The organism is Maribacter ulvicola (genome assembly GCF_900155985.1).
GTDB lineage: Bacteria > Bacteroidota > Bacteroidia > Flavobacteriales > Flavobacteriaceae > Maribacter > Maribacter ulvicola.
In genome coordinates this window covers 237,610-263,793 of sequence record NZ_FTMA01000004.1, presented here as the reverse complement: position 1 = coordinate 263,793, position 26,184 = coordinate 237,610, and the positions used below count along the sequence as shown (strand labels likewise).

Genomic DNA, 26,184 nt, shown 5'->3' with positions numbered 1-26,184 from the left:
TCTTAATGGTTTTACTATTTTTTGACTTTAATAGATTGTCCAATAGACAGGTCCGTATTGGGCAAATTATTTAACTTCATTAATTCATCTACACTCATGTAATATCTTTTGGACAATGAATACAACGTATCTCCTTTTTGTACCGTATGCACGTTGCTTAAATCATTTGTAACAACCGGTCTATCTTTATAGTCCGTTTTTTTGATTTGCCTATCATACTTATCCAAACCATACTTTTCTATTAAATAGATCAGTTTTTGCGGATATTTTGGATCAGTAGCGTATCCTGCCTTTCTTAAGCCTCTAGCCCACCCCTTATAGTCGGTATGTCTTAAATTGAACAGGAAGGCATACCTAGATCGTGTAGTTAAGAATATACTGTGGTCTCTAAAAGAATACATGGGATGATTGTATTTTCTAAAACATTCTCCCTTTTCATCATCATCATGAAAATCATAATCACCTTCCCAACCTTTGTGACATTTAATACCAAAGTGATTATTGGTTTTCATGGCCAATTCCCCTTTTCCATTACCGCTTTCCAAAAGTCCTTGTGCTAAGGTTATACTTGCCGGTATACCGTAACCCATCATTTCTAACTGAGCGGTTTCAGCAAATGTGTCTATATAATCTGATGGGGAATCTATGGTAAAACGAACAAATTTAGAGGGCTCGGCCGGCATATCAGCACTACCCCCTTTCTTAGAGGTTTCTGAGCTTGAGTTTCTACGTTCTGTCTTTACATTTTTGGTACGTAATTGATCTGAATATCTTTTTTTGGATTTACAAGATAACAACCCAATTCCTATTACTAAAACCAATAAAATTATCTTTTTCATATATTCAATAAAGGTAAATTTTTCTTTTTCAGCACACTATTCATACCAGCTATACCTTGCAAACCACCTGTATGTACTGCCATAATTTTAGTTCCAGCCGCAAAAGTATCATGCTTGACCATATTGAACAACCCAAAAATCATTTTTCCTGTATAAATAGGGTCTAAGGGTATAGCCGTTGCCTCTTTAAATGCGTTTATAAAATGTATTAGTTCATTGGATGTTTTTGCATAACCTCCAAAATGATAATTGGTAAGCAGTTGCCAACGTTTATTGTCCACTATTTTTTCAATTTCATCTCTTAAAAAATCGCCTTTCAACGCAGAAAACCCCAATACTTTTTGATGCGAAAAAGAAGACTTTATCAATCCAGACACCGTTCCTCCAGTACCCACACTACTGCATATAATATCATATTCTTTATCTTCTTGGGTAATAATTTCTTCACATCCTTTTACCGCCAAATCATTTGTGCCCCCTTCTGGTACTAAATAAAAGTGCCCAAACTCATTTTGTAAATCATCAATAAATACGGTGGATTCTTTTTTTCTATAATCACTTCTACTTATAAACTTAAAGCGCATACCATCATCAAAAGCTCTTTTTAATGTGGTATTCGTTGGCCAAGAATTTTCAAGTTCCTCGCCACGTATAACTCCTATCGATTTAAACCCTTTTTCCTTTGCGGCATAAGCAGTAGCGGCAATATGATTAGAATATGCTCCGCCAAAGGTTAAAATAGTATGCTGACCTTCTAACTTGGCAGCCAATAAATTGTACTTGAGTTTTCTGTATTTGTTTCCTGAAATAAATGGATGAAGTACATCTTCACGTTTTATAACAAGACTTACTTGCTTTTCTGCTAATAAAGGATGTTCAACAAGTTGATTGATGCTTTGCAAGTAGGACGAATTTATCGCCAAAGATATTTAATAAAGCTGAACGTTTTACGATTTGATAGATAATCCATATCATTTTCATGGATATAGGCCTCGCGCTCAAAACTTAAATTCTGATAAGCTTTGTAAGTATCTAAATAGCAAATAGTACGTATTGCCCATTCAACTAAATAGAGAAGGTAAAAAGGAAGAATCAATAATTCTTGTTGCTGGCGCAAATGAATTTTCTCATGATTTATAAGCTCATCATCATTTTTTAAACTTCCATTTTTCAAAAATATAAAAGGCCATAGTGATAGCCCTACGTAATTTTTATAAAAGAAGTGTCTAAAAATCAATATCATAGATTTAATTTAATGATGCCATTACAAAGATAAAGCCAAATATGGGTTGTAAGAAAATTACGGGTTTTTGTTGCCAACAAAACCGTTAAATGGTCAAAATTTGGCTAAACCTCCTTTATAGCTAACTTCTAAACATCTTACTCCTTAGGTTATCAACAGAAAGAAGTAACTTTATACCATTAAGATACACTGATTACATGAAAAAAATAATCCCTATTGAGGAAGGTGATTTTTACTGGTCCGAAAATGGATTTAGAGTATTTACGAAACAATTTCACCTTAAACGAGGATATTGCTGTGAAAGTGGCTGTAGACATTGCCCTTATGGCTATGACCCTAAAACAAATACACAATAGTATTTAACAAAGCTCGGCATGGTATTTGTGAATATTCTTTTAGAAAAAATTGGTACTTAAAACATATAACGTTATGAAAAACATTAAATTACTTGGCTTACCACTGCTTCTTTTAGTTTTTATTACTTCTTGCTCATCGGTTAGCGTACTTTCTGACTATGATCAAAAAGCAGATTTTAACGGTTATAAATCTTATGCCTTTTATAAAACAGGCATAGACAAGGCACAAATATCAGATTTAGACAAGAAACGAATTTTACGTGCCATAGAAACTGAAATGAGTAATAGAGGATTTGTGAAATCTAAAAATCCCGATTTATTGGTAAGTATTTTCACCAAAGAACAAGAAAGAGTCGATGTTTACAATAACAACTATGGTTGGGGCGGCGCCTGGGGATGGGGTTACAATCCTTACTCATGGGGACCCGGTTTTGGCTGGGGAGGTGGAACCAGTGTTAGTGCAAGCACACAAGGATCTCTATATATAGACCTTATAGATAATAAAACCAGTGAACTGGTATGGCAGGGTAAAGGTGTAGGCACACTTTCAAACACTAAAAATATAGCCAAAAAAGAAGAACGTATTAAAGAATTCGTTTCTCAAATTTTAGAGCAATACCCACCTAATGCGGTTGCAATGAAATAATGAGAGTATAGATTTAAAAAAAAGGCTTGCAGATGAATTCACCTGCAAGCCTTTTTTATTTACAGTAACGGAAAATGAGTATCGTTCTTTACCTCGTTTAAAACAAATGCACTTTTAACATTACCTACACTTGGTAGAGATGCTATTTTAAATTTTGCGAAATTATAATAAGCATCTAAATTTTTAACGACAACTTTTAAATGAAAATCAAATTCGCCACCTACAACAAAACACTCAACAACCTCTGGGTATTTCATAACCTGCTCAAAGAAATCATCCATCATGGCTCCTTTTTGAGCCTCTAAAGACACAAAACTAAAGACCGTAATGCTTTCTTCAATCTTATCTTTATTCAAAATTGCTACATAGTTCCTGATAAACCCTTCTTGTTCCAATCTTTTAATACGTTCATAAACCGGCGTTTTGGTCAATCCCAATTGTTCTGCAATAGATTTAGCTACGGTCTTAGCATCTTTCTGTAATATTCTTAATATCGCTCTATCTATATCATCTAGTTTATCCATCATAACTTTTTCCTGTTTTACAATTGCAAGCTGCAACAAAAAAGAACTTATTCCTTTAATAACACTTTACAAAAGATATATTTCCTAATATAGATAATATTAACAATTAATTGGTCTATTAATTATATATTTAATAGAAATACTATGAGTCTATCACAAGAAAATTAATTGTATGAATACATCTGAATATGAAAGCAATCCTATTTTAGATAAGCTTCCAAGGCATTTAAGACAGTACATTAAACCTCAAAATTACGAGGACTACACCCCTATCAACCAGGCCGTGTGGCGGTATGTAATGCGTAAGAATGTAGATTATCTAAGTAAAGTTGCCCATAAATCTTATTTAGAAGGTTTACGCAAAACTGGTATATCCATAGACCATATTCCTAATATGTATGGCATGAACCGTATTCTTAAGGATTTAGGGTGGGCTGCTGTAGCGGTTGATGGGTTTATCCCCCCTGCCGCGTTTATGGAATTTCAGGCATATAATGTTCTTGTAATTGCTTCAGATATTCGTCAATTAGAGAATATTGCCTATACCCCGGCACCAGACATTATTCATGAGGGTGCCGGTCATGCCCCTATTATTGCCAATCCTGAATATGCAGCCTATTTAAGACGCTTTGGGGAAATAGGTTGTAAAGCTATATCTAGCGCAAAAGACTTTGAGCTTTATGAAGCTGTACGTCATTTGTCCATTATCAAAGAAGCCAAAGGAACTCCTTTAGACGAAATTGAACAAGCTGAGAAGCACATAGCATTCCTTCAAGATAATATGGGCGAACCTAGTGAGATGGCTCTCATTAGAAATCTACATTGGTGGACAGTGGAATACGGGCTTATAGGCTCCTTAGAAGATCCTAAAATTTACGGAGCGGGACTTTTATCTTCTATAGGGGAAAGTCAGTGGTGTATGACCGACAATGTAAAAAAACTGCCTTATTCTATTGAGGCGGCAAAAACATCTTTTGATATTACCAAAAAACAACCGCAACTATTCGTAACTCCAGATTTTGCCTTTTTAAGTCAGGTACTAGAAGACTTTGCTAATACTATGGCCTTACGAAAAGGTGGACTTACAGGTTTACAAAAACTTATAAATTCTAAAGAATTAGGCACTATTGAGCTAAGCACCGGTTTACAGGTATCTGGCAATTTTAAATCATTACTTGCCCATGATGGCAAACCTATTTATTTTCAAACGGAGGGAAAATCTGCCTTGGCATACCGAGAAAAAGAATTAGTAGGTCAAGATATTAATCGGCATGAAACCGGTTTTGGCTCTCCTATCGGTAGACTTAAAGGCATCAATATCCCAATAGAAGATATGAGTCCGCGTGACCTTAAAGCTTATAAAATTTATGAAGGAGAAGTTATTTCGCTAGATTTTATCGGCGGAATTAATGTTACCGGAAAAATAGTTACCGGCACACGTAATCTAAAAGGACGCATTATTTTAATCACTTTTGAGAACTGCAGAGTAACACATAACGGACTAACTCTTTTTGAATCGGACGAAGAATTGTACAATATGGCCATTGGAGAAGAGATTGTTTCTGCCTATCATGGTCCTGCAGATTTATATAGTTTTGACCTGTTAGACCTTTCTTTAAGTTCAGGAAATTACAACAATTCTAATGACACATATTCTGAGCTTGAATCATACTATAAACTAATTAGAGATTTTAGAGAGGGAAACAATACTATTATCTCTAGAACAAAGGTTTTTGAGGTCATACAAGAAAAATATCCGAAAGACTGGTTATTGCCTATTGAGATATATGAACTGGCCGTTTTAAGCAATGAAAAAACACTAGCTAAAAACATTAAACTGCATCTTGAAACCATTAAACTAGACCAACCTAACTTAGGTCAATTAATAGATGACGGATTGGAATTAGCTACGGTAAAATCACTGGCTTAATCGCTTGCAACCCTTCTAAAGATTCAATAGTTTGTTCTTGGTACGTTAATTGCCAACCCATGGAATTGGTAAGCATGTAGAATTTCTGCAATTCACTGATCAACCTATTTTCCGCATTACTGCGCAATGCAGAAGCTTCTACTTTTTTCATTAAAGAAGCCTTTACCGTTTTCTTGATCTTATTATAATCGGCTGCATCAAACTGATTAAGGTAATCTGCGGTGACGTCGTAGTATTCAAAATCCGGATTCAGTTTAATTTCTGCTTCGGGTATACTATTAATTTTCACGGTTTTTGTTGCTTCATCAACTTCGAATTCAATCTTACTTAAATCATAAGCTACCGTTACATCTGCATTTACCACCACAAAAGCCTTTTTCTCTGCTCGTAACAAAGAGCCAAAAAGCTTTTTTGAATCTTTATAATTATACACTTCAGCAAAATGCCCTTCCGTTACTACCAACTTAGAAACATTGGTGATTTCTTGTTGAATGAGCATGGAGTTTTCTTCAAGAATAGATTTATCTTCTTTCTCGTCTTCACAAGAACGAACAATGAAAACAATTGCCAAGGTGATTAAAACGCCTGCTACAAATTTTCTCATGCTTTTTAAATATTAAAATCCATAAACGGATAATCTTTCTTTAAATACGTAATTTTCTTTACTAGTGATGTCAAAAATTTTTGATGCCCTTCACCTTTAGGATTAAAAGCCCTATGCTGCAAACCACGCTGAACCTCATCAACCTTTTTCATTGTGCCAGAAATGGCATTATCAATCCAAACCTCAACAAATCTCTCCCAAATATAATCTATTGCTACCTCATTAGGATGGATCATATCCTTAGCGTAAAAACGATAATCCCGTAACTCATCCATCATAATTTCATAACTGGGGAAATAAGAAATATACTCATTCAAGACCTTATGAATTGCAGCAATTAGATGTGCTTTACTTCTTTGGTTTTCCACAAAGCCATCCTTTAAATGCCTTACGGGTGATACCGTGACAATAAACTGTACTGAAGAATTTACAGACCGTACCAAAGTGACTAAGCGTTTTAAACTTTCTGCAACCTCTTCAACACTCAATAACTCTTTCGTAAAATTAGATTGTGGTATTTTATGGCAATTTGCGACTACTTGATTGCTATACGTATTGCGGTACACCCACGCTGTACCCAAAGTGATGATGATATGACTGGCTTTTTTTAATTGTACAGCAGTAGAACTTAACGCCCCATTTAAATCTATAATTATTTGTTCCTTGGATGGGTTACTTAAACTGGAATGAGCATCGAAACTATGCCATTGTTCATTCTCGTTAAACACATCTTCCTCAGTAAATAAATCTTGATTGACAGATTTTTGAATCAGTTTTTCAATTGCCAAGGGATGAAACAATATCCCAAACGGATTCTGTAATCCCTGAAATTTATAGTATTCTAATTCTGCCCCAATGTTTTCAGAAAAACAAGAGCCCAAAATCAATAGCTGACTAGAATAGTCAATTTGATTTTGAGCTTTCGATAAGGGTATTTTAGTCAAGAGATTCATACTAATAAAGTTTATCAACTATTGAATTTCTTAAATAATTAAAATAATCTACCCCAAATAACTTTCTGCCTGTGCCAAAGCCTCATTAATACCTTCAGGGTTTTTACCACCTGCGGTTGCAAAGAAAGGCTGACCACCACCACCACCTTGAATATACTTACCAAGTTCACGAACAATAGTACCGGCATTTAACCCTTTCGAAGCTACCAATTCTTTAGAAATATAACATGACAACAATGCTTTACCATTTTGCTCCGTACCAAAGAGTAAAAACAAATTATCCTTGTTACTCCCCATTTCAAAACTTAGGTCTTTTATGCCCGCAGCATCCAAATCAATCTTCTTTGCCAAAAATTGTACTCCGTTTATTTCTTTAAGCTCTGAACGTAAATCTCCTTTTAAGTTCTTCGCTTTGTCTTTCAACAATTCGGCTACTTGTTTTTTAAGGTTATTGTTCTCTTCTTGAAGACCTGAAACCGACCTTACCGGATCCTGAGTATTACCCAAAACCACTTTTATCTTTGATAACAATTTATCATTATCTATATGCAAATCTTTGACCGCATCTCCTGTAATTGCTTCTATTCTTCTAATACCGGCAGCAACGGCCCCTTCTGACTTAATTTTAAACTGCCAAATATCACCGGTATTCTTTACATGTGTACCACCGCATAATTCAATTGACTGTCCAAAGCGAATAGTTCTCACCGCATCACCATATTTTTCACCGAACAATGCCATTGCACCATCTGCAATTGCAGATTTCATTGGCACGTTTCTTTCTTCTTGAAGTTGCAAATGTCCATCTATACGTGCGTTTACAAAACTCTCTACTTCTTGTAATTCTTCTGGCGTCATTTTAGAGAAATGGGAAAAATCGAATCGTAAATATTTAGAATGAACAGAAGATCCTTTTTGCTCTACATGTTTACCTAAAACTTCTCGCAAAGCCTGATGTAGCAAATGCGTTGCCGTATGGTTTGCTTCTGTTCTGCTACGTTGCTTCTTATCAACCACCGCTTTAAAGCTTTCCCCTAAATGCTTTGGCAGATTTTTAGCAAAATGTATGATTTCATTATTTTCTTTCTTGGTATCCGTAATATACACTACATCTCCATGCGTATCTTCTAGATAACCTTTATCACCTACTTGACCACCACCTTCTGCGTAAAATGGAGTTAGGTTAAATACCAATTGAAACTGTGTTCCGTCTTTTTTTGAAACTACTTTACGGTACTTTGTAATTTTCACTTCAACATCTAGCATATCATAACCAACAAATTCTTGTTCGTTATCATCTTGCAAGACCTCCCAGTCTTCTTTCGATATTTCAGATGCCGACTTTGATCTATTCTTCTGCTTTTGCATGGCTGCATTAAACCCCGCTTCATCTAATTGATATCCTTTTTCACTAAGAATCAAAGCTGTTAAATCTATAGGGAATCCAAAAGTATCATATAACTCAAATGCTTTTCCGCCATCTACAGTTTTTCCTTTGGTATTTTTTATAATCGTATCTAAAAGCAACAAACCTTGATCTAAAGTTTTTAAGAAAGAGTGCTCTTCTTCCTTAATTACGTTTTCAATTAATTGTTTCTGCTCCTTTAATTCTGGATATGCATCTCCCAAAGAGTCTGTAAGTACATTAACCAAACGGAACATAAAAGGCTCTTTGGTATTTAAAAACGTGAAACCGTAACGTACCGCTCTTCTTAAAATTCTTCTTATTACATAACCTGCACCTGTGTTACTTGGTAACTGACCATCTGCAATAGAAAATGCTACGGCACGTATATGATCACTGATCACGCGTATGGCTATATCTATTTCTTCATTTTTGCCATAACCAGAACCTGTAATCGTTTCTATTTCTCTAATTAATGGCGTAAATATATCAGTATCATAATTACTTTGAACTCCCTGTAACACCATACACAAACGCTCAAAACCCATACCGGTATCTACATGTTTAGCCGGTAAATTTTCTAATGAACCATCTGCCTTACGGTTATACTGCATAAAAACAAGATTCCAAATTTCTACTACCTGCGGATGATCTTGGTTGACCAAACTTGCACCAGAAACTTTTGCTTTATCTTCTTTGGAACGAATATCTACATGAATCTCTGAACAAGGACCACACGGACCTTGATCGCCCATTTCCCAGAAGTTGTCTTTCTTGTTACCCATGATAATTCTATCTTCAGGCACAATACCTTTCCAAAGGTTAAAAGCTTCGGTATCTAATTTTAATTGATCGGCATCATCACTTCCTTCAAAAACAGATACATATAAACTGTCTTTGTCAATTTTAAAAACTTCTGTCAATAATTCCCATGCCCAGGTAATGGCTTCTTCCTTAAAGTAATCGCCAAAACTCCAGTTACCCAGCATTTCAAACATCGTATGGTGATAGGTATCTTTACCTACCTCCTCTAAATCATTATGCTTACCGCTTACACGTAAACATTTTTGAGTATCTACCACCCTAGAGCTTTTAGGCTGGCTTATACCCAAAAAGTATTCTTTAAACTGGTTCATTCCCGCATTTGTAAAAAGCAGGGTTGGGTCATCTTTAATGACCATTGGTGCAGAAGGCACTATTTTGTGTTCTTTACCTTTGAAAAAATTCAGAAATTGAGTTCTTGTATCTTTGGAATTCATCTAAAATGCTAAGCTTTTACAAATTGTAACGGTTTATATAAAACTATCTTTATATTTGTTTGTTCCCTAATAATTAAAAAACAAAAATAGGATAAATAACATTCATGTCTAAGGTAAAATACTATTACGACCCAGACACGCTGTCGTACCGTAAAATAGAACCCGAAAAATCTAAACGTTATAGAAATATAGCTTTTTTTATTTTGGGCTCATGCCTGTTTGGATTTTTAGCACTTATTTTACTTTTAAACACCAATTTAGTAAATACCCCAAGAGAGCTTTCACTTTCTCGTGAAGTAAAAAATTATGAGCTTCAGTATGAACTACTGAATAAGAAAATGGAACAAATTGAAGAGGTTCTAGGCAATATTGAAGATCGAGACAACAATATTTATCGCCTATATTTTGAAGCTAATCCTATACCAGATGAACAGCGTAAAGCTGGTTTTGGAGGTATTAACCGTTACAAATCTTTAGAAGGCTTCAATAATTCTGAAATGATAATCTCTACAACCAAGAGACTAGATATCATAAAAAAACAAATGGCTATCCAATCTAAATCATTGGATGAAATTACAAAACTGGCAGAAGAGAAGGAAAAATTATTAATGTCGATACCTGCTATCCAGCCTATCAATAATGAAGACCTAAAACGTATGGCTTCCGGTTATGGATGGAGGTCCGACCCATTCACCAAAGCTAGAAAAATGCATTATGGCATGGATTTTACCGCTCCAAAGGGCACACCTATTTATGCCGCAGGTGATGGTAAAATTAGTAGAGCCGATAATAATTCATCTGGTTACGGAAAACATATTCGTATAGAACACGGTTATGGATATTTAAGTCTTTACGCTCACCTAAGCCAGTACAATGTCAAGAAAGGTCAAAAAGTAAAAAGAGGTGATCTTATAGGATTTGTAGGAAGCACAGGCAGATCAGAAGCGCCTCACCTACATTACGAAGTATGGAAGGATAATGATAGAATCAACCCTATGAATTTCTATTACGGCAGTTTGTCGCCAGAAGAATTCGAGAACATGTTGAAATTTGCTAATCAAGAAAATCAATCATTGGATTAATGCAGATAGAACTCCCTGAAAAAAGATATTATGGTATTGGCGAGGTTGCCCGCGCCTTTGGTGTAAACGCTTCACTAATTCGTTTTTGGGAGAAAGAATTTGATGTGCTCCAACCTAAAAAAAATGCAAAGGGAAACCGTAAATTCACCCCCCAGGACATTAAAAACCTTCAATTAATATACCACTTGGTAAAAGAAAGAGGTTTCACCCTAGATGGCGCCAAGACCCACTTAAAAGAAGAAAAAAAGAAAACACTTTCTAATTTTGATATCATTCAAAAGTTAGAACGTGTTAAAGCTGAACTAAATAAAATCAAAGACCAATTATAACACAACCATTATGAAAAAAGGATTAATTGCATTAATTGTTATTGTTGTCATAGCATTTGGACTATACCAGTGGGGTGTTGGCTTCAACAACACCGCCATAGCATTAAAAGAGACATCTACCAAAACCTGGGCCAATGTAGAAAGTGCTTACCAACGTAGAAACGACTTAATTGGCAACTTAGTAAAAACCGTACAAGGTGCTGCAGATTTTGAAAGAGGTACGTTGACAGACGTAATCGAAGCTAGAGCAAAAGCAACTTCAATAAGTATTGACCCTACCAATATTACACCAGAGCAATTATCACAATTTAATCAAGCTCAAAGCGGATTAAGTGGTGCGTTAAGTAAATTATTGGTGACCGTAGAACGCTACCCTGACCTTAAAGCAAATCAGAACTTTTTAGAGCTTCAATCTCAATTAGAGGGTACAGAAAATAGAATTAACGTAGCTAGAGACAGATTCAATGCCACCGTAGAACCCTACAACCTACACATTAAAAAATTCCCGAATTCTATATTAGCCGGTATTTTTAACTTTGGTGAATTAGCGTACTACAAAGCAGATGCCGGTTCAGAAAATGCACCTGATGTAGATTTTGATTTCGAATAACACCATATGTCCAAAGTAGAAGATTTTTTAACGGCAACAGAAGAACAGGAGGTAGTACATGCTATTCTTACTGCAGAAAAGAATACTTCTGGTGAAATTAGAGTACATATAGAAGGGCATACCCGTAAAGACCATTATGAGCGTGCTAAAGAGGTTTTCCATCTATTAAAAATGGATAACACCAAGCAAGAAAACGGAGTATTGATCTACGTAGCCGTACATGACAAAAAGTTTGTTATTTGTGGAGATAAAGGTATAGACAATGTAGTACCCCAAGACTTTTGGCAAACTACACGAAACAGCATTCAAACCCATTTTGAAAAAGGAGCGTTTAAGGACGGACTTGTTGCCGGAGTTTTAAAAGCTGGCGAAGAACTAAGAAGTCATTTTCCCTGGCATTCTGATGACACCAATGAATTAAGCAATGAGATATCTAAAGGCTAGCCTTGTAATCCTTATACTTTGGTGCACTCCGTCATGGAGTCAGTTTGAGATACCTGAAAAACCGGCATTAGAAACTAGTGTTTACGACTACACCAACCTACTTACCGACCAACAAAAGGTAGCTTTAAGCCAAAAGCTAGTTCGCTATTCCGATAGCACCTCTACCCAAATTGTAGTTACAATCATTGCGAGTACCAATGGAGAAAACATTAATTACCTTGGAGCCAACTGGGGACAGAAGTGGGGCATCGGGCAAGACGGAAAAGATAATGGAATCCTTATCATTCTTGCGGAAAACGACCGAAAAGTAGATATTAGCACCGGTTACGGAGTAGAAGGCTCACTAACAGACGCCCTTTCTAAACGAATCATAGAAAAGGTAATTCTACCTGAATTTAGAGCAGGGGATTATTACGGGGGACTAAACAAGGGCTCAGATGTAATTTTTAAAGTATTAAACGGCGAATTTCAAGAAGACAGAACTTTTGACGATAACGGCGGTTCTCCATTCTCATCTTTTCTACCTTTTATCATATTCATAGTAATTCTGTTCATTTTCTGGAGCAGAAAAAACAACGACAACGATGGTAACGGCGGAAGAAGAAGCGGAGGGCTAAGTCCGTGGGACATGATTATTCTCAGCAACATGGGGCGTTCAAGTGGTTCTAATGGCGGATTCGGTAGCGGCGGAGGCGGAAGCTTCGGCGGTGGTGGATTTGGAGGAGGTTTCGGCGGTGGCGGCTTTGGCGGTGGCGGTGCTTCTGGTGGATGGTAAGTTGGTTACTTTGGCTACGCTCAGCACAAGTGTTGTTTGTTGATTTAAAACAAAAAAAAAAGACCAAATAATTCTGCTTCGCAAAATATTTGGTCATCTTATAATTTCTTTAATTAAAGATTAGAGTATTTTATTTTTAAAACCTCTACGCTATCCAAAATTATTTCTTTCTCATGAAAACTGTAATAGGTACTCCAGAGAAATCGTATTCTTCACGAATTTTATTCTCTAGATAACGCTTATACGGCTCACGTACATATTGAGGGAGGTTACAGAAAAATGCAAATTGCGGATACGGAGTAGGTAATTGCGTACAGAATTTTATCTTAACGAATTTACCTTTATACGCCGGTGGCGGATAGTTCTCTATTATAGGCAACATTGTTTCATTGAACTTACGCGTAATAATCTTTTTATTACGATTATTATACACTTCAACAGCAGTTTCTATTGCTTTGAAAATACGTTGCTTAGTCAACACAGAAACAAAAAGAATTGGTACATCCGTAAATGGCTCAATAGCTTTTTTAATTTTTTGGGTATAGTGTTTTATGGTATTGGTTTCTTTGTCATCGACCAAATCCCATTTGTTCACTAGAATTACAATCCCTTTATGGTTACGCTGAGCAAGCCAGAATATATTCTCTACCTGACCATCAAACCCTCTTGTTGCATCTAACATTAAAATACAAACATCGCAATGTTCAATAGCCCTAACCGAGCGCATTACAGAATAAAATTCCAAATCTTCTTTCACCTTTGCCTTACGGCGAATACCAGCCGTATCTACTAAGTTAAATTCAAACCCAAATCTATTATACTTTGTATCAATACTATCTCTTGTGGTACCGGCAATATCAGTTACAATATATCTGTCCTCTCCAATAAGAGCATTTATAAAAGATGATTTTCCTGCATTAGGCCTACCAACTACGGCAAATCTTGGAAGTTCACTTTCCACCTCCTCTACATCTGGCAATTTATCCACCAAAGCATCTAACAATTCCCCTGTTCCACCACCATTAATACTAGACAATGTATAGAACTCTCCCAGCCCTAATGAATAGAACTCAACAGCATCTTCTGCTCTTTTGGCATTATCTACTTTATTAACCGCTAAAAAAACAGGCTTTTTAACGCGTCTTAATAATTTGGCCACATCTTCATCCATACCAGTGACACCGGTCTCTACATCAACCATAAATATAATGGCATCTGCTTCTTCTATAGCAAGTTCTACCTGCCTATCTATCTCTTTTTCAAAAACATCATCACTACCTACAACATATCCGCCGGTATCAATAATTGAAAATTCTTTACCGTTCCAATCACTTTTTCCATAATGACGATCACGTGTAACACCGCTAACGGCATCAACAATAGCCTCGCGTCTTTGTATTAATCTATTAAAAAAAGTTGATTTTCCTACATTAGGTCTCCCTACAATGGCAACAATAGCACCCATAGCTTAAATTTGGTGCAAAGGTAATATTTAAAGTGGCAACTACACTATATATCTTAAATAGAGAGATTTGATTGGATTTCATCCAAATCTTCCAATTTACAAGATTGCCACTTCTTATGAGTTGATAAATATGGTTCACCAACGGCTCTTACGCGAACAATCTTGGCGGGTAAACCATAGGCCATAATATTATCCCCAAAATGATCTACCACCAGAGAGCCAGCTCCAATAACCGAATGTTGACCAATTTCAATACCATTAATTACATTAACCCCTAAACTAATAGCGGAATACCTTCCTAATCTTAATCCGCCACCTGCACAAACTGATGGGGCCAAACTTGAATATGAGTCCATAATACCATCATGACCAAGAGAGGCATTGGTATTTATTATACAGAAGTCATGAATGATGGAATTCGCATTTACTATAGCTCCCGGCATGAAAACATTTCCACAGCCAATTAGTATATCTTTCCCAAGGACAGCATTTGGGTGCACGGTATTTATAAAACTAAAATTCGGTGCTATTTTTAAAATGCGATCTACAATTAATTTTCTTGTCCAATTATCACCAATTGCTACAATACCCCCATCAATATGATATCTATTTATTAAATAAGGTAAATCAACCTCGCTCCCTAAAACTTGATATCCATTAATTCTACTTCCCTTTTTCTTAAAAGAGTCTACAAAACCAATAACATTGTATCTACCCTCTTTCTCCAAACAGTCCAAGACCACACTACCGTGCCCAGAGGCTCCAAAAATAATTACATTTTGCATTTCATCGAAGTATTGAGGCTGTTTGTCGATAAAACAAAAATAGGATATTCTTTTGAATAGTAAGAGTTAAAAATCAATATGAGATAATAATACTATTGAAAAGACAAAAAATAAAGGAAATCAGAATTAATTGATTTCAACTAGCGTTCAAAAAAATGACTGAATTTATACGATACACTAAAAACGAACAAAATTGTTCTATTTACTGAACGACACCTAATTTCACTTATTTATTATACCCAAAGCGTTTTAATTGACGGGCATTACTACGCCAATTTTTATTCACCTTAACATATAATTCTATATGCACTTGTTTACCGAAGAATTTCTCCAAGTCTTTTCTTGCCTCTACACCTACTCGTTTTAAAGCCGAACCTTTATGACCTATAATTATACCTTTTTGAGAATCGCGTTCCACCATTATTACTGCGCGCATACGTATAATATCTTCATCTTCAAAAAATTCTTCCGTTTCAATTTCTACCGCATACGGAATCTCTTTCTTGTAGTTTAATAAGATTTTCTCTCGGATAGTTTCATTTACAAAGAAACGCTCTGGCTTATCCGTTAATTGGTCTTTTGGATAATATGCCGGTGATTTAGGCAACAATTCAATAATACGCTCAAATACACCTTTAACATTGAAATTAGATAATGCAGAAATAGGATGCAGTTCTACACTTGGCAGCATCTCTTGCCAATATTGCACTTGTTCTTCCAATAATTCTTGAGTAGCCGTATCCACTTTATTCAAAAGTAACAAAACCGGAATTTTACTATTCTTGATTTTCTCAAAGAAAGCCTCATCTTTTAATGCCTTCTCCCCTATCTCTACCATATACAAAAGTACATCGGCATCTTCAAAAGCAGATTTTACAAAATCCATCATACTGCTCTGAAGCTCATATGCCGGTTTAATAATACCAGGAGTATCTGACAAAATCATTTGAAAGTCATCTCCATTTACAATTCCCAGAATACGGTGTCTAGTAGTTTGCGCCTTTGATGTTATTATAGATAATTTCTCACCCACAAAAGCATTCATCAACGTTGATTTACCAACATTAGGATTACCTATAATATTTACGAAGCCTGCTTTATGATCTACCATCTTTAAACTTTAATATATATTTCTTCAATTCTACATTTACCTTTGGAGCCAACAAAAGTACGGCAATCATATTCGGAATCACCATTAGTGCATAAGACAAATCAATTAAATTCTTCACCAACTCCAATGATGCTACCGCGGCAAAGACAATCATAATAACGAAATACCAATTATATAACTTCCCAATTTTGGCATTGGTCAAAAATGACAACGACTTTACACCATAATAGGAATAAGTAAATAAGGTTGAGAACGCGAAGGCCGTAACAATGACCATTAGCAAGATATCTCCCCAACCAAATAAGGTTCTTTCAAATGCCGACAAGGTCATTACAATTCCACTAGAATCCTCTAAATACGCGCCACTTAATATGATCACAATTGCTGTAAATGTACAAACTAGAATGGTATCTATAAACGGACCTAACATGGCCACCAACCCTTCACGAATAGGTTCATCATTCTTAGATTGCCCATGGTACATTGGCGCACTACCTAGACCTGCCTCATTTGAGAACATAGCTCTACGAACACCAATTATAACCAATCCCCAAAACCCACCTGTAGCTAAAGATTTAAAGTTCCAAGCCTCTGTAAATATCATTTTTAAGGCGGGTAGTATTTGACCAGAATTCATTGCCATGACTGCTATTACGGCAATTAAATAGACTGCTACCATAAAGGGTACTATTGCAGAAGCCACTTTCGCAATTTTTGTTAGTCCGCCGAAAATTACAAACGAGGTTACTACCGCTAATACCAGACCAATAGACCATTTCCAATTCTCATCACTCATTTCTATAATTGTTGCCCCAGGATCAACCACACTCATAAAAGTTTCTGTAAACTGATTAGCCGTAAAAACACCTAAAAAACCAAATAGACCACAAACAGCAAAAAATATAGCCAATGGTCTTGCCTTTTCTCCTAATCCCTTTGTGATATAATACATGGGACCACCCTGCAACCTACCGTCAGAATCCGTCCCACGGTACATAATGGCTAAACTACAGGAATAAAACTTGATACACATACCTATTAATGCGGTCATCCAGATCCAAAAAACAACTCCTGGTCCTCCATCATGTATTGCAATAGCAACACCAGATATGTTCCCTAAACCAACAGTTGCCGCAACGGCGGCAGACAACGCTTGAAAAGAGCTTACATCACCTTTTGATTCTTTGTTATCATATTTACCGGCTGTAATTGCAATAGCGTGCCCAAAAAAACGGTAGGGCATTAATTTGGAATAGAAAACCAGAAAGAGTCCGCCACCTATCAATAAAAGAAACATGGGCCATTCTGTAAACGGTAGCGCACTGGCTATAAAGTCATTAATTGTATCCATAAAATTAAAAAAACCGAAGTTATGGATTATATGTTTTTTAAAAGAAATTGATTTTAAAAAATATTCTTTAAATAAGTTTTGAATATAGAGAAAATGTGTTGTATATTTGCACCCCGCTACCAATAGTAGCACACCTTTATCTTGTCAGCGTAATGACCTGAAGTTGAAAAACAAGTAAGATAAAAACCCATATCGCGGGGTAGAGCAGTAGGTAGCTCGTCGGGCTCATAACCCGAAGGTCGCTGGTTCGAGTCCAGTCCCCGCTACTACATAACCCATTGATTATCAGATTTCTAAATCTTTTGTCAATGGGTTATTTTTTTGATACCTTACAAACCGCATACGATACCGCATACAGCGAAGGTTTGAAGAAGAAATATACAGATCCTAAAATTTATCACGGTGGAGAGAATTTTGACCTCTCCAAAAGGTGGTACGTCTACTTTTCATACGAGCACCCTACCGAAAAAGATGTGAACGGAGAACCAAAGATGACACGCCAAACACCCGTCTACGCAAAGATCAACCAAAGATTTCACACGAAAAGGGAAAGGCTCGCTCAATTGAACATTCTCAAGGATATTCTTTCCGAAATGCTAAAGGACGGACATTCACCTTATGAAGGTGAAATGAACATGAAAACAGAGGAGTATACTGCCGAAAGTGCTCTCGACTTTGCCCATAGCCTAAAGATAAAAACGCTGAACCCTACTTCCATAATGGATTATGAAAGTAGGTTCAAACGTTTTAAGAAATATCTGGATTCACGGAAACTGCTCAAACGAAGTATTTTAAGTATCGACAAGAAAGTCGTCAATGCGTATCTGAATTCCATATTAAAAACTTCAAGCGCCCGAAACCGAAACAATACCCGTACGGTGCTTAGTGCTCATTTTACCGTTTTGGAGGAAAACGATATCATACCGAAGAATTTCATTCAGAGTATAAAACCGCTTAAGACCAATCCTAAAAGGAACAAGACCTATACCTTAAAAATGGTCGATGAACTTTATGAGTTCCTATCAGAGAAAGATCCTCAATTGTTACTCTTCATAAAATTGGTCTCCTATAACTTTTTAAGACCTATAGAAGTCTGCAGAATTAAAGTTGGCGACCTGAACCTGGAACAAAATCTATTATACGTTAAGGCGAAGAACAAGGTGGTAAAGACAAAGATCATCCCCAATATCATTCTGGAAGAATTGGAGAAATTGGACCTCAGCAATGCACAGGACTACCTAATAACCCCTGAAGGTGTAGGACCTTGGACTACCAGTGAGGTCAATAAGAGAGATTATTTTTCCAAGAGATTTAAAAAGATAAAGGATGCCTACAACGTACATTTAGAAAAAACGGGAGAAACCTACCGATTAGGGAAGGACCATACCGTTTATTCTTTCAGGCATACCTTCATCACAAAACTGTACAGGGAAATGCGCATCGAATGCTCCCGCACGGAAACCCATGACCGTCTCATGTTGATCACGGGACACTCGAGCTTACAGGCACTGGTATCATATCTAAGGGATATCGACGCAGAGCTGCCGGAGGATTACAGTACTTATTTAAAATAAATTTCACGAGCTTTTCGGAAAGAGAATTCCTCGCGAGATGATCAGGCGGCGATAATACTCACCTAATGCCTCATCATCGGTCATAGGTTTGGGCATGGCGGACTTGACCCTTTTTTTTTGGGCCAAGGCCGCCTCTAGCTCTTCAACGGAAAGGCTGTCCAAAAGGACGTTCAATATTTTGTCGCTCGCCAAACCCATGTTTTATAATCTTCTTCCTCTCTTTTTTCTTTTTTTGCGGTCAATATCCGCTAACTGTTCATTTACCTGAATAGAATCTGGATAATTTGAAGGAGGAATTATTTTATTAAAACTCTTTTTAAAAGGGCTTTTTGATACCTTTTCAGACTTCGTAATATTAGAATCTGATTCGAAAGTACTTTTAGGATTAGTCCTCAATTTTACTTTTTGAGGGCTTTCTGACCCATACTCAAATTCTTTAGTCCGGCTATAATAATTTGCAGATATTGATGGGTTATTCCATTGGCTGAATTGAGCAACCCCTGCCTCCCATGTAATTCTTTTAAAATCTTCTTTATTTCCTCGTTCTGCTGAATTAGTTTTGAAAATAATTGTACGGTCTCTGCTTTGTTCATAATCTATTTGTTTTAAAATGTTATTCCATGAAAATTTTCTACCAAGGGTACTTCCCTTGTAAATAATGTCTTTGTACTTAAAGGAAACACCCATTACCCTATCGGTGCTTTTACTGGTATTGAATTGGGGCGAAACACCTACCTCATTTAATTTAACGACAAACTCTTTTACATTGCTTGCCGATTTCAAGGCTACCTTCACCTTTTCCTGAAGCAAATTTTTAACAGGAATATCGCCGGTGCGCAACGCCTTTGCAATTTCATTCTGGGTGAGTGCCGCCTTTTCCCTAAACGAATTATCGGACAGGATGGTCAATCTATATTTCCGTTCCAATTCCCTGACCAGTTTTTGGCTTCTTTTGTAGTCTCCACTATCGGAAACCACATCACCTGAAAACATCACCCTATTCGCTATGATATGTAAGTGTTGATGTTCTTGATCTATATGCATGTATATCAAATATTGATTGTCCTCAAAACCCATTCCTTTTAAATAATCATCTGCCAAGGATGAAAAATCCTTATCGCTTAACTGATCTCCTGGAGGAAGATTTAAGGATACATGATAGACGGCTTTACCAAGATTGGGCCTTAACTGTCGTACCACATTAAACTCTTTGGTCATATCCACAGGTTTGCCAATTTCAATATTGGAATCCAATACATATGCTTTGCCTGTTTTCACCTTTTTATCATGATAAACGATCAAGCCATAAAAGTCTTTTCCTTTGATCTGTTTGGCTATCATGACCTCAAGGTTACTTGTTTGATTTCCGCCAAAGTGGACTTCAGTAAATTCAATTGTGAATTAAGATCATCGGGATTGAAACCACCCAAATGGGCTTTCTTGGTAAGCTGGTTTAAGTTGTTACCGATCCGACAAAGTTCAATAAACAGCTTTCTGTTCTCTGAAGAAATTCTGGTTCTGGGCAACGGTTTGCCAACTGATCGTTTACGAATAAAATCGGGAATACTTATACCTACGGTACTCGCATTTTCACAGACGGTCAAATAATCCTGGACCGTCATTCGTAGATTGATCTTGATCGCTTTTAAGTCATTAATATCTTTTTCTGGGCGTGCCATACTCTAGGGGTTTGGGGAGGATACCCAACAAGCCTGCGAACACAGTGAGCAGTTTTTGCTTCCAAAAACATGGCTTGCTACGTGACCTCTGTTTTACTTGAAACAAACTTATGACTTACTAAAAACGGAAATGGTGGTTACCGTACACAGAAATGTGTACGGTAAATTTTAAGAGCAAAGAACAACGTCCTCATAAATAGCTTCAAGGGAAGGAATGGCACTGGTAACTTCAAAAATATTTCTGGGATCGTCCAAAAGAAATTTTACAGAATCACGGTAATGCCTCTTTGAAAAACCGTTATCTTCAAAATATAGACACGGATCTTTAGGATGGTAACGCTCTACATCAATAACCGTTTTCTTTTCACGATGAGAGAATTTAAACCGCTGAGATGCTCTTGCATAAATTCTTTGACTCTCTATATCATCCGGATATTTATCACAATCAAAATAAAGTTCGTGTATGATAACCATGTAAGCACGCTTTTGAGATAAAGGTATTTTTCCGTTGCTATGTCCTCCAAAAAACCGATTTATTTTTATAGCTTTTTGTATATCCTTTTTTGAATAATATTCCCCATCTAAATGAAAAGTATCATCTTGCATTTTTTGCATTTCTTTTAATTTCTCAATAAAATTATTCATAATCTAGGTCCCCTTCTTTTTCCATTATCCTTAATGAACAATTTCCTATTTTTCAAATATTGCATCTCACTATTAATAATTTTAATTCGTTTGGAATACGCAATTAAATATGATTGAAAAATATCCCCCATCAATAAAAAATCAGCCATTGTCATCCTTTCTGGACCAACCTTACTCTTTACGATCATAGTCGACAAAACCTTTTCTGATTCAGACAATCTGAGGCTTCGATTAAAATGGTCCATTATTTTAAATAATTGATCTTGAAAATTTAATTCGGAACTTTTAAACCCCTCATCAACAAAATCTAATACACTTTTATCAATTTCATTTCTTTCTAATTCTTGTAGAATGAACTGACCGAATTCCCATTTTCGATAAGAAAATGTTACATCTAAAAGCTGTTCATCAACAAAATTCAAAAGTCCATGATTTGAAAAGGGTCTTAGAATGTTATATTTAAGTTTAGCTAAAGACGCTAAATCTTCAGTTCTATCATCATCAAGATTATTTAATAAATGATGAGAAAATTGTTTGACATATTTCAATAATTTATTTTTATTAGATGCTATGGAAATGTACAAAGGGTAATCATCAACCCCCGGTTTTTTAGTATCAACCAATCCGTAAGCATAAAGCTCAGCTATCCAAGCCTTAAGCTGCTTTGGCTGTAATTGAATTTTCCCGTTATCAAATGAGGCTCTCTGTTCTTTAGTGAGCATTTTTACAAAAGGAGTGGGATCAATAGGCTTATTGTAATTTAATCTCTTGTAATCCATTTCTAGTTAATCTGTCGTAAACTTAAAATTATTTTTCTTAAAACAAAATATAATTTACTGATAATCAGAATATAACAAAAACCATTATGACATCCCGAAATATAAGTTTAAGTTATATTTCATATTGAAAATTTTATTGATTTATAAAACTCAAAATCTATTAAACTATGGAAAACCCTTTCGAAATAATAAATCAGCGCCTGGAACGAATTGAGCAATTATTGGATAAACTAATCTCACAAAATATAAATGAATCTAAGTATAATGACAATAAACCAATGACTGCTAAAGAACTTGGTGAATATCTAAACTTGTCTGTTTATACAATCTATGGTTTAGTACACAAACGGTCCATACCATTCATTAAAAAAGGAAAGCGATTATATTTTCAAAAAAGGGTGGTAGATGAATGGTTAGAGTATAGTAGGCAGTTAACAAGAGAAGAGCTTGAAGAAAAAGCAGATGAGTATTTATTAAAAAAACCTCTTTAAGTTTCATCATTCTTCAGTAAATAAAATTGAATTACCAGTATACACAGTTACTATCTTATTAGCCAAATACTCTATTATTGCCTCCAAGCTTTTTCCATTGTCTGGGCGAGGACCAGACTCATTAAAAAATCACATAAAAGGAATTTTGAAAAAAATAATTAAACCTAATTCAAAATTTTCTTGGAGTAACTATCAAGCTGCATCACTATCTCCACCATACATGGAATTATTCTGAACGTTAGTCTCTTGACTTCTCCATTCTCCTATGCCGGAACGCAAGATTTTTATGCCGGTAAATCCAGATGCATTACGCTCATCACTTTCTGGATAATTACTAATTAAAATACCATACTCGTACGGATTCTTTTTAAAGAACACACTACCGAAATCATTATTTAAATTACAATCCCAGTTTCTATAAACTCTATTACTACTCTGGTTATAGCTTGACGCTATACGAACGGTTATTCCTTTTTGCTTAAAGCGAGTACCTTTTGTAGAAACCTCATAGAAGGTAGTCTCAAAATAAGCGAGAAGTCTATCGTAAGCATCATCGTCAATAAAACTAAGCTTCTCTCTTCCTCCATCTGCTATTAATTGAGAATAGGACAATTCTTCAATACTTACAATTGGAGTAAACATTCCTTCAGACAGTGTTTTAACAAATTTGGTATGGGTACTCAACCCTTTCACGTTGTTATTATACAACTCATTTCTCCATACCTCATCTGCAAATATTTCCCAATCTTGTTCAAACTGTGCATAATGCCTTAACAATGGTAAACTGGCAAGTAATTTGAAATCACGGTTTTTGTGATACCCACAAAAACGACCGGTAATTCCTTGGGCTCCATTTGCCAATTGACGATCTCTCGGCTCTATACCAAAACGAATCTTTTCTTTTAGGAGACCTAAATCTTTACCGGCAGTTAATGCCTGAACAATTATTAAAACAACTCGTTTTCCACGCTTCATTATTAAGCTGGATATTTCTTTAATGCCTTCATTTATGCCAAAATCACATGAAGAATTTGATCCAATGGCAATTACCTCACATTGCCTTTTAAAATCTTTTTTCAAAAGATTTCTAAGCTCCAATGCTCTGGTCGTACTCGACTCTCTAATGATGCCCAATCCACTATCAAACCCACAAAGATGGTTCATTAAAGACAATACCTTTGGATGTGCATTATACACCTTGTCACCATCTAATTCTTGAGACTGTAGCGGTTTAAAAGATTCTGGCAAATCTTCAATTAAACCATCTTCCAACATTTCTGAAATGCCATAATATTCCGGTGGTCTAACACCAACGATAACATCAACATCTGCAGTACCTGTATATTGCGCATCCAAAATATCATACGGAGTAGCACTAACAGCCAAAAGTTTTATATCTGGCATTCTTCTTCTTAATTCGCTAAAAAACGCCATTTGAAAACTAGATTCTTCTCCACAACCATACTGATCTTCATCTCTAACGATCAACTGTACGTCAAACTCATTAACTACCTTATGAGGATTTGGATGATTGAAGAAATCACTCATTTTCATCACCTTAATATTCGACGGGTTAATCTCTCCTGTTGAGGCATCATAATATTCCTTGTGCAAAACTCTACAGTTCTGATCATACAAATCCGTATCACGCATACTTGTTACAAATAAAATAGACTCATATTTATTAACCAATCCAATAGCCGGCAAAACATAATTACACAAGAAGTAAACAGTCCCGGACTTACCACTTTGCATAGAAGCTACAAAAGCCATATTTTGATTTCCTTCCTTTAGGGATAACCCAATACGTAATGCATTAATTATTTGATTAGGAAATATCCCCGTCCGCTTAGAATTATGAATAGTATCAGCGATGTTTTCAGTTAAAGAATTTGGTGCATCCAGTTGATTTAATAAAATTTCAATTTCAGCATCCCAGTGATTTTGATAAGCAGTCATATGTACAGGTTTAAAAGATTAACACTGTAAAACTATGGGTAATACGTGCACCCAATCTGCACAAATAATCTCTCAATTTAAAAAACCAATAAATTCATTTGAGTTCTCCCTGACAAATAATATTAAAGAGCACTTACGGAAAACCGTAAAGTGAATCAATTAAAACCATCTAAATTGCATAAACTCGTTATCCTAAAGCATTTGATTCATAAAATGATATCACTCTAAAAATTTATTTTTAAAACATAAACTTATATGTGCGGGTATTCTGCACATAATTTTTAATTTAGTTTAAAATAGCTAATGTGCCTATAAATAAAAATGCCCTTATTAGATACCAAGCACTTGACAAGTGCTTTGCCAACCCTGGTCGTCGTTATGATATTAATGCATTATTGGAAATTTGTAATGATGCTCTTTTCGAATATAATACCGATGCTACCGGTATAAAAAAAAGGCAGCTTTATGAAGATATTAGATTCATGGAGTCTAACCAAGGATATTCAATAGAATTAGAAAAGACCAAAGAAGGTAGAAGAACTTTTTATAAGTATATAGACACCTCTTTCTCTATCACTAAGAACCCTATTAATGAATTAGAGGCTGAACAGTTAAAGTCTGCAATGATGGTTTTGACACGGTTTAAGGGTATGCCTCAATTTGAGTGGGTAAACGAATTACTTCCAAAACTAGACCAGACCTTTCTTTTAAAAGATAAAGAAAATCATATCATGTCTTTTGAAAACAACCCATTTCTTAAAGGCTTAGAATTTTTAGACCCCATTTTTAATGCCATAAATCATAAAAAAAGCTTAGAAATCACCTATCAACCTTTTGGTAAAGATGAGTTTAGCTCTATTATTTTTCCATACCACCTTAAACAGTTTAATTCTCGATGGTTCCTTTTTGGTCGTAACCCAGATTATAAGACACTAACTAATTATCCATTAGATAGAATTAACGAAATTCATGAAGTTGATATGTCTTATGTAGAAACTGAGATTGATTTTGAAGAGTATTTTGAAGATGTTGTAGGCGTTACCTTAAATGATGGTAACCCAGAAATTATTGAATTAAAAATTACAAAAAAATTATGGCCTTATATAGAAACTAAACCCTTGCACGGTTCGCAAAAGAAAAAGCTTTCAGACAATCATTATGTTTATATTTCAATTGAAGTAGTTCCCAACTTTGAATTGGAAAAACTTATTCTTTCTTTTGGGGAAGAAATGATAGTTATCTCCCCCAATCATTTCCAAGAATCGATTAAACAACGATTACTTAAAAACATATCCTTTTATAATTAATGCAGAAAGACTGCACACACTCTATTGATATTTGTATAA

27 protein-coding genes and 1 tRNA gene are annotated in these 26,184 nt (G+C 35.6%); 12 read left to right on the top strand and 16 right to left on the bottom strand.

Annotated elements, in window-relative coordinates; genetic code table 11:
• Positions 1-14 precede the first annotated feature (14 nt).
• The 3 genes from BW936_RS13260 to BW936_RS13250 are packed head-to-tail and all read right to left on the bottom strand — an operon-like array spanning position 15 to position 2,082.
• Entirely contained in the window at positions 15-839 is an 825-nt protein-coding gene (locus BW936_RS13260) for a glucosaminidase domain-containing protein (RefSeq protein WP_076548881.1), read from the bottom strand.
• Entirely contained in the window at positions 836-1,741 is a 906-nt protein-coding gene (locus tag BW936_RS13255; protein WP_208611123.1) for a 1-aminocyclopropane-1-carboxylate deaminase/D-cysteine desulfhydrase, read from the bottom strand. Before BW936_RS13255 ends, BW936_RS13260 begins: the two co-directional genes overlap by 4 nt.
• An 11-nt stretch (positions 1,742-1,752) precedes the next feature.
• Positions 1,753-2,082: a hypothetical protein gene (locus BW936_RS13250; protein ID WP_076548880.1), complete on the bottom strand. Its 330-nt coding sequence runs from the start codon at positions 2,080-2,082 to the stop codon at positions 1,753-1,755.
• 197 nt (positions 2,083-2,279) lie between these two features.
• On the opposite strand from BW936_RS13250, the gene BW936_RS19660 reads away from it, so the two are divergent.
• Together BW936_RS19660 and BW936_RS13245 are read left to right on the top strand one after the other, a co-directional pair.
• Positions 2,280-2,438: a C1orf53 family protein gene (locus BW936_RS19660; RefSeq protein ID WP_159439025.1), complete on the top strand. Its 159-nt coding sequence runs from the start codon at positions 2,280-2,282 to the stop codon at positions 2,436-2,438.
• Positions 2,439-2,511: 73 nt separating this feature from the next.
• Entirely contained in the window at positions 2,512-3,084 is a 573-nt protein-coding gene (locus tag BW936_RS13245; RefSeq protein ID WP_076548879.1) for a DUF4136 domain-containing protein, read from the top strand.
• A 59-nt stretch (positions 3,085-3,143) separates the two neighbouring features.
• Here BW936_RS13245 and BW936_RS13240 read toward each other — a convergent pair whose 3' ends face one another.
• Complete coding sequence (locus BW936_RS13240) at positions 3,144-3,611, bottom strand: Lrp/AsnC family transcriptional regulator (protein WP_084182083.1); 468 nt, start codon at positions 3,609-3,611, stop codon at positions 3,144-3,146.
• A gap of 169 nt (positions 3,612-3,780) precedes the next feature.
• Here BW936_RS13240 and BW936_RS13235 point away from each other — a divergent pair, with 169 nt between their 5' ends.
• Positions 3,781-5,538, top strand: a complete 1,758-nt coding sequence (locus BW936_RS13235; RefSeq protein ID WP_076548878.1) for an aromatic amino acid hydroxylase — start codon at positions 3,781-3,783, stop codon at positions 5,536-5,538.
• Here BW936_RS13235 and BW936_RS13230 read toward each other — a convergent pair.
• Genes BW936_RS13230 through alaS form a run of 3 tightly spaced genes read right to left on the bottom strand, consistent with a single transcriptional unit; the run spans position 5,516 to position 9,759 of the window.
• Positions 5,516-6,142, bottom strand: a complete 627-nt coding sequence (locus tag BW936_RS13230; protein WP_076548877.1) for a DUF4230 domain-containing protein — start codon at positions 6,140-6,142, stop codon at positions 5,516-5,518. The genes BW936_RS13235 and BW936_RS13230 overlap by 23 nt on opposite strands.
• Positions 6,143-6,147: 5 nt before the next feature.
• A complete protein-coding gene (locus BW936_RS13225; protein ID WP_076548876.1) occupies positions 6,148-7,095 on the bottom strand; it encodes a GSCFA domain-containing protein in 948 nt (315 codons plus the stop codon).
• Between the two features lie 48 nt (positions 7,096-7,143).
• Positions 7,144-9,759 carry an alanine--tRNA ligase gene (gene alaS, locus BW936_RS13220; RefSeq protein ID WP_076548875.1) on the bottom strand — a complete coding sequence of 872 codons (2,616 nt, stop codon included), beginning with the start codon at positions 9,757-9,759 and terminating at the stop codon, positions 7,144-7,146.
• Between the two features lie 104 nt (positions 9,760-9,863).
• Here alaS and BW936_RS13215 point away from each other — a divergent pair, with 104 nt between their 5' ends.
• From BW936_RS13215 to BW936_RS13195, 5 genes are read left to right on the top strand one after another with little or no spacing between them, the layout of a single operon-like run.
• Positions 9,864-10,841, top strand: coding sequence for a M23 family metallopeptidase (locus BW936_RS13215; RefSeq protein ID WP_076548874.1), 978 nt, complete (start codon positions 9,864-9,866; stop codon positions 10,839-10,841).
• The gene (locus BW936_RS13210) at positions 10,841-11,170 is read left to right on the top strand and encodes a MerR family transcriptional regulator (RefSeq protein ID WP_076548873.1); all 330 of its coding nucleotides are present in this window, start codon (positions 10,841-10,843) and stop codon (positions 11,168-11,170) included. The genes BW936_RS13215 and BW936_RS13210 overlap by 1 nt, the downstream gene beginning before the upstream one ends.
• 10 nt (positions 11,171-11,180) lie before the next feature.
• Entirely contained in the window at positions 11,181-11,780 is a 600-nt protein-coding gene (locus tag BW936_RS13205; protein ID WP_076548872.1) for a LemA family protein, read from the top strand.
• A gap of 6 nt (positions 11,781-11,786) precedes the next feature.
• Complete coding sequence (locus tag BW936_RS13200; RefSeq protein ID WP_076548871.1) at positions 11,787-12,224, top strand: TPM domain-containing protein; 438 nt, start codon at positions 11,787-11,789, stop codon at positions 12,222-12,224.
• A complete protein-coding gene (locus tag BW936_RS13195) occupies positions 12,205-12,999 on the top strand; it encodes a TPM domain-containing protein (protein ID WP_076548870.1) in 795 nt (264 codons plus the stop codon). Before BW936_RS13200 ends, BW936_RS13195 begins: the two co-directional genes overlap by 20 nt.
• A 160-nt stretch (positions 13,000-13,159) precedes the next feature.
• Here the strand turns inward: BW936_RS13195 and der are convergent, their stop codons facing one another.
• From der to BW936_RS13175, 4 genes are all read right to left on the bottom strand, one after another.
• Positions 13,160-14,464 carry a ribosome biogenesis GTPase Der gene (gene der / locus BW936_RS13190; protein WP_076548869.1) on the bottom strand — a complete coding sequence of 435 codons (1,305 nt, stop codon included), beginning with the start codon at positions 14,462-14,464 and terminating at the stop codon, positions 13,160-13,162.
• Between the two features lie 53 nt (positions 14,465-14,517).
• On the bottom strand, positions 14,518-15,249 hold the full coding sequence (locus BW936_RS13185; protein ID WP_076548868.1) for a NeuD/PglB/VioB family sugar acetyltransferase: 732 nt from the start codon (positions 15,247-15,249) through the stop codon (positions 14,518-14,520).
• 226 nt (positions 15,250-15,475) lie between these two features.
• Positions 15,476-16,360 carry a GTPase Era gene (era, locus tag BW936_RS13180; RefSeq protein WP_076548867.1) on the bottom strand — a complete coding sequence of 295 codons (885 nt, stop codon included), beginning with the start codon at positions 16,358-16,360 and terminating at the stop codon, positions 15,476-15,478.
• Positions 16,347-17,711, bottom strand: a complete 1,365-nt coding sequence (locus BW936_RS13175; RefSeq protein WP_076548866.1) for an alanine/glycine:cation symporter family protein — start codon at positions 17,709-17,711, stop codon at positions 16,347-16,349. Before BW936_RS13175 ends, era begins: the two co-directional genes overlap by 14 nt.
• A 193-nt stretch (positions 17,712-17,904) precedes the next feature.
• On the opposite strand from BW936_RS13175, the gene BW936_RS13170 reads away from it, so the two are divergent.
• Together BW936_RS13170 and BW936_RS13165 are read left to right on the top strand one after the other, a co-directional pair.
• Positions 17,905-17,977: transfer RNA gene (locus BW936_RS13170), tRNA-Met, on the top strand.
• A gap of 297 nt (positions 17,978-18,274) precedes the next feature.
• Positions 18,275-19,285 carry a tyrosine-type recombinase/integrase gene (locus tag BW936_RS13165; RefSeq protein WP_244156227.1) on the top strand — a complete coding sequence of 337 codons (1,011 nt, stop codon included), beginning with the start codon at positions 18,275-18,277 and terminating at the stop codon, positions 19,283-19,285.
• A gap of 201 nt (positions 19,286-19,486) precedes the next feature.
• On the opposite strand, the gene BW936_RS13160 is transcribed toward BW936_RS13165, so the two are convergent.
• The 4 genes from BW936_RS13160 to BW936_RS13145 all read right to left on the bottom strand — a co-directional run bounded on the left by BW936_RS13160 (position 19,487) and on the right by BW936_RS13145 (position 22,388).
• Positions 19,487-20,626 (bottom strand): relaxase/mobilization nuclease domain-containing protein, encoded by a 1,140-nt coding sequence (locus BW936_RS13160; protein WP_076548864.1) that lies wholly within the window; start codon positions 20,624-20,626, stop codon positions 19,487-19,489.
• Positions 20,623-20,964, bottom strand: a complete 342-nt coding sequence (locus tag BW936_RS13155) for a plasmid mobilization protein (RefSeq protein WP_076548863.1) — start codon at positions 20,962-20,964, stop codon at positions 20,623-20,625. The genes BW936_RS13160 and BW936_RS13155 overlap by 4 nt, the downstream gene beginning before the upstream one ends.
• Positions 20,965-21,132: 168 nt before the next feature.
• Entirely contained in the window at positions 21,133-21,609 is a 477-nt protein-coding gene (locus tag BW936_RS13150) for a hypothetical protein (protein ID WP_076548862.1), read from the bottom strand.
• A complete protein-coding gene (locus BW936_RS13145) occupies positions 21,606-22,388 on the bottom strand; it encodes a hypothetical protein (RefSeq protein WP_076548861.1) in 783 nt (260 codons plus the stop codon). Before BW936_RS13145 ends, BW936_RS13150 begins: the two co-directional genes overlap by 4 nt.
• Positions 22,389-22,555: 167 nt before the next feature.
• Here BW936_RS13145 and BW936_RS13140 point away from each other — a divergent pair, with 167 nt between their 5' ends.
• Positions 22,556-22,879: a helix-turn-helix domain-containing protein gene (locus BW936_RS13140; RefSeq protein WP_076548860.1), complete on the top strand. Its 324-nt coding sequence runs from the start codon at positions 22,556-22,558 to the stop codon at positions 22,877-22,879.
• Between the two features lie 192 nt (positions 22,880-23,071).
• On the opposite strand, the gene BW936_RS13135 is transcribed toward BW936_RS13140, so the two are convergent.
• Positions 23,072-24,838 (bottom strand): hypothetical protein, encoded by a 1,767-nt coding sequence (locus BW936_RS13135; protein ID WP_076548859.1) that lies wholly within the window; start codon positions 24,836-24,838, stop codon positions 23,072-23,074.
• A gap of 305 nt (positions 24,839-25,143) precedes the next feature.
• On the opposite strand from BW936_RS13135, the gene BW936_RS13130 reads away from it, so the two are divergent.
• On the top strand, positions 25,144-26,145 hold the full coding sequence (locus BW936_RS13130; protein WP_076548858.1) for a helix-turn-helix transcriptional regulator: 1,002 nt from the start codon (positions 25,144-25,146) through the stop codon (positions 26,143-26,145).
• Positions 26,146-26,184: the final 39 nt, after the last annotated feature.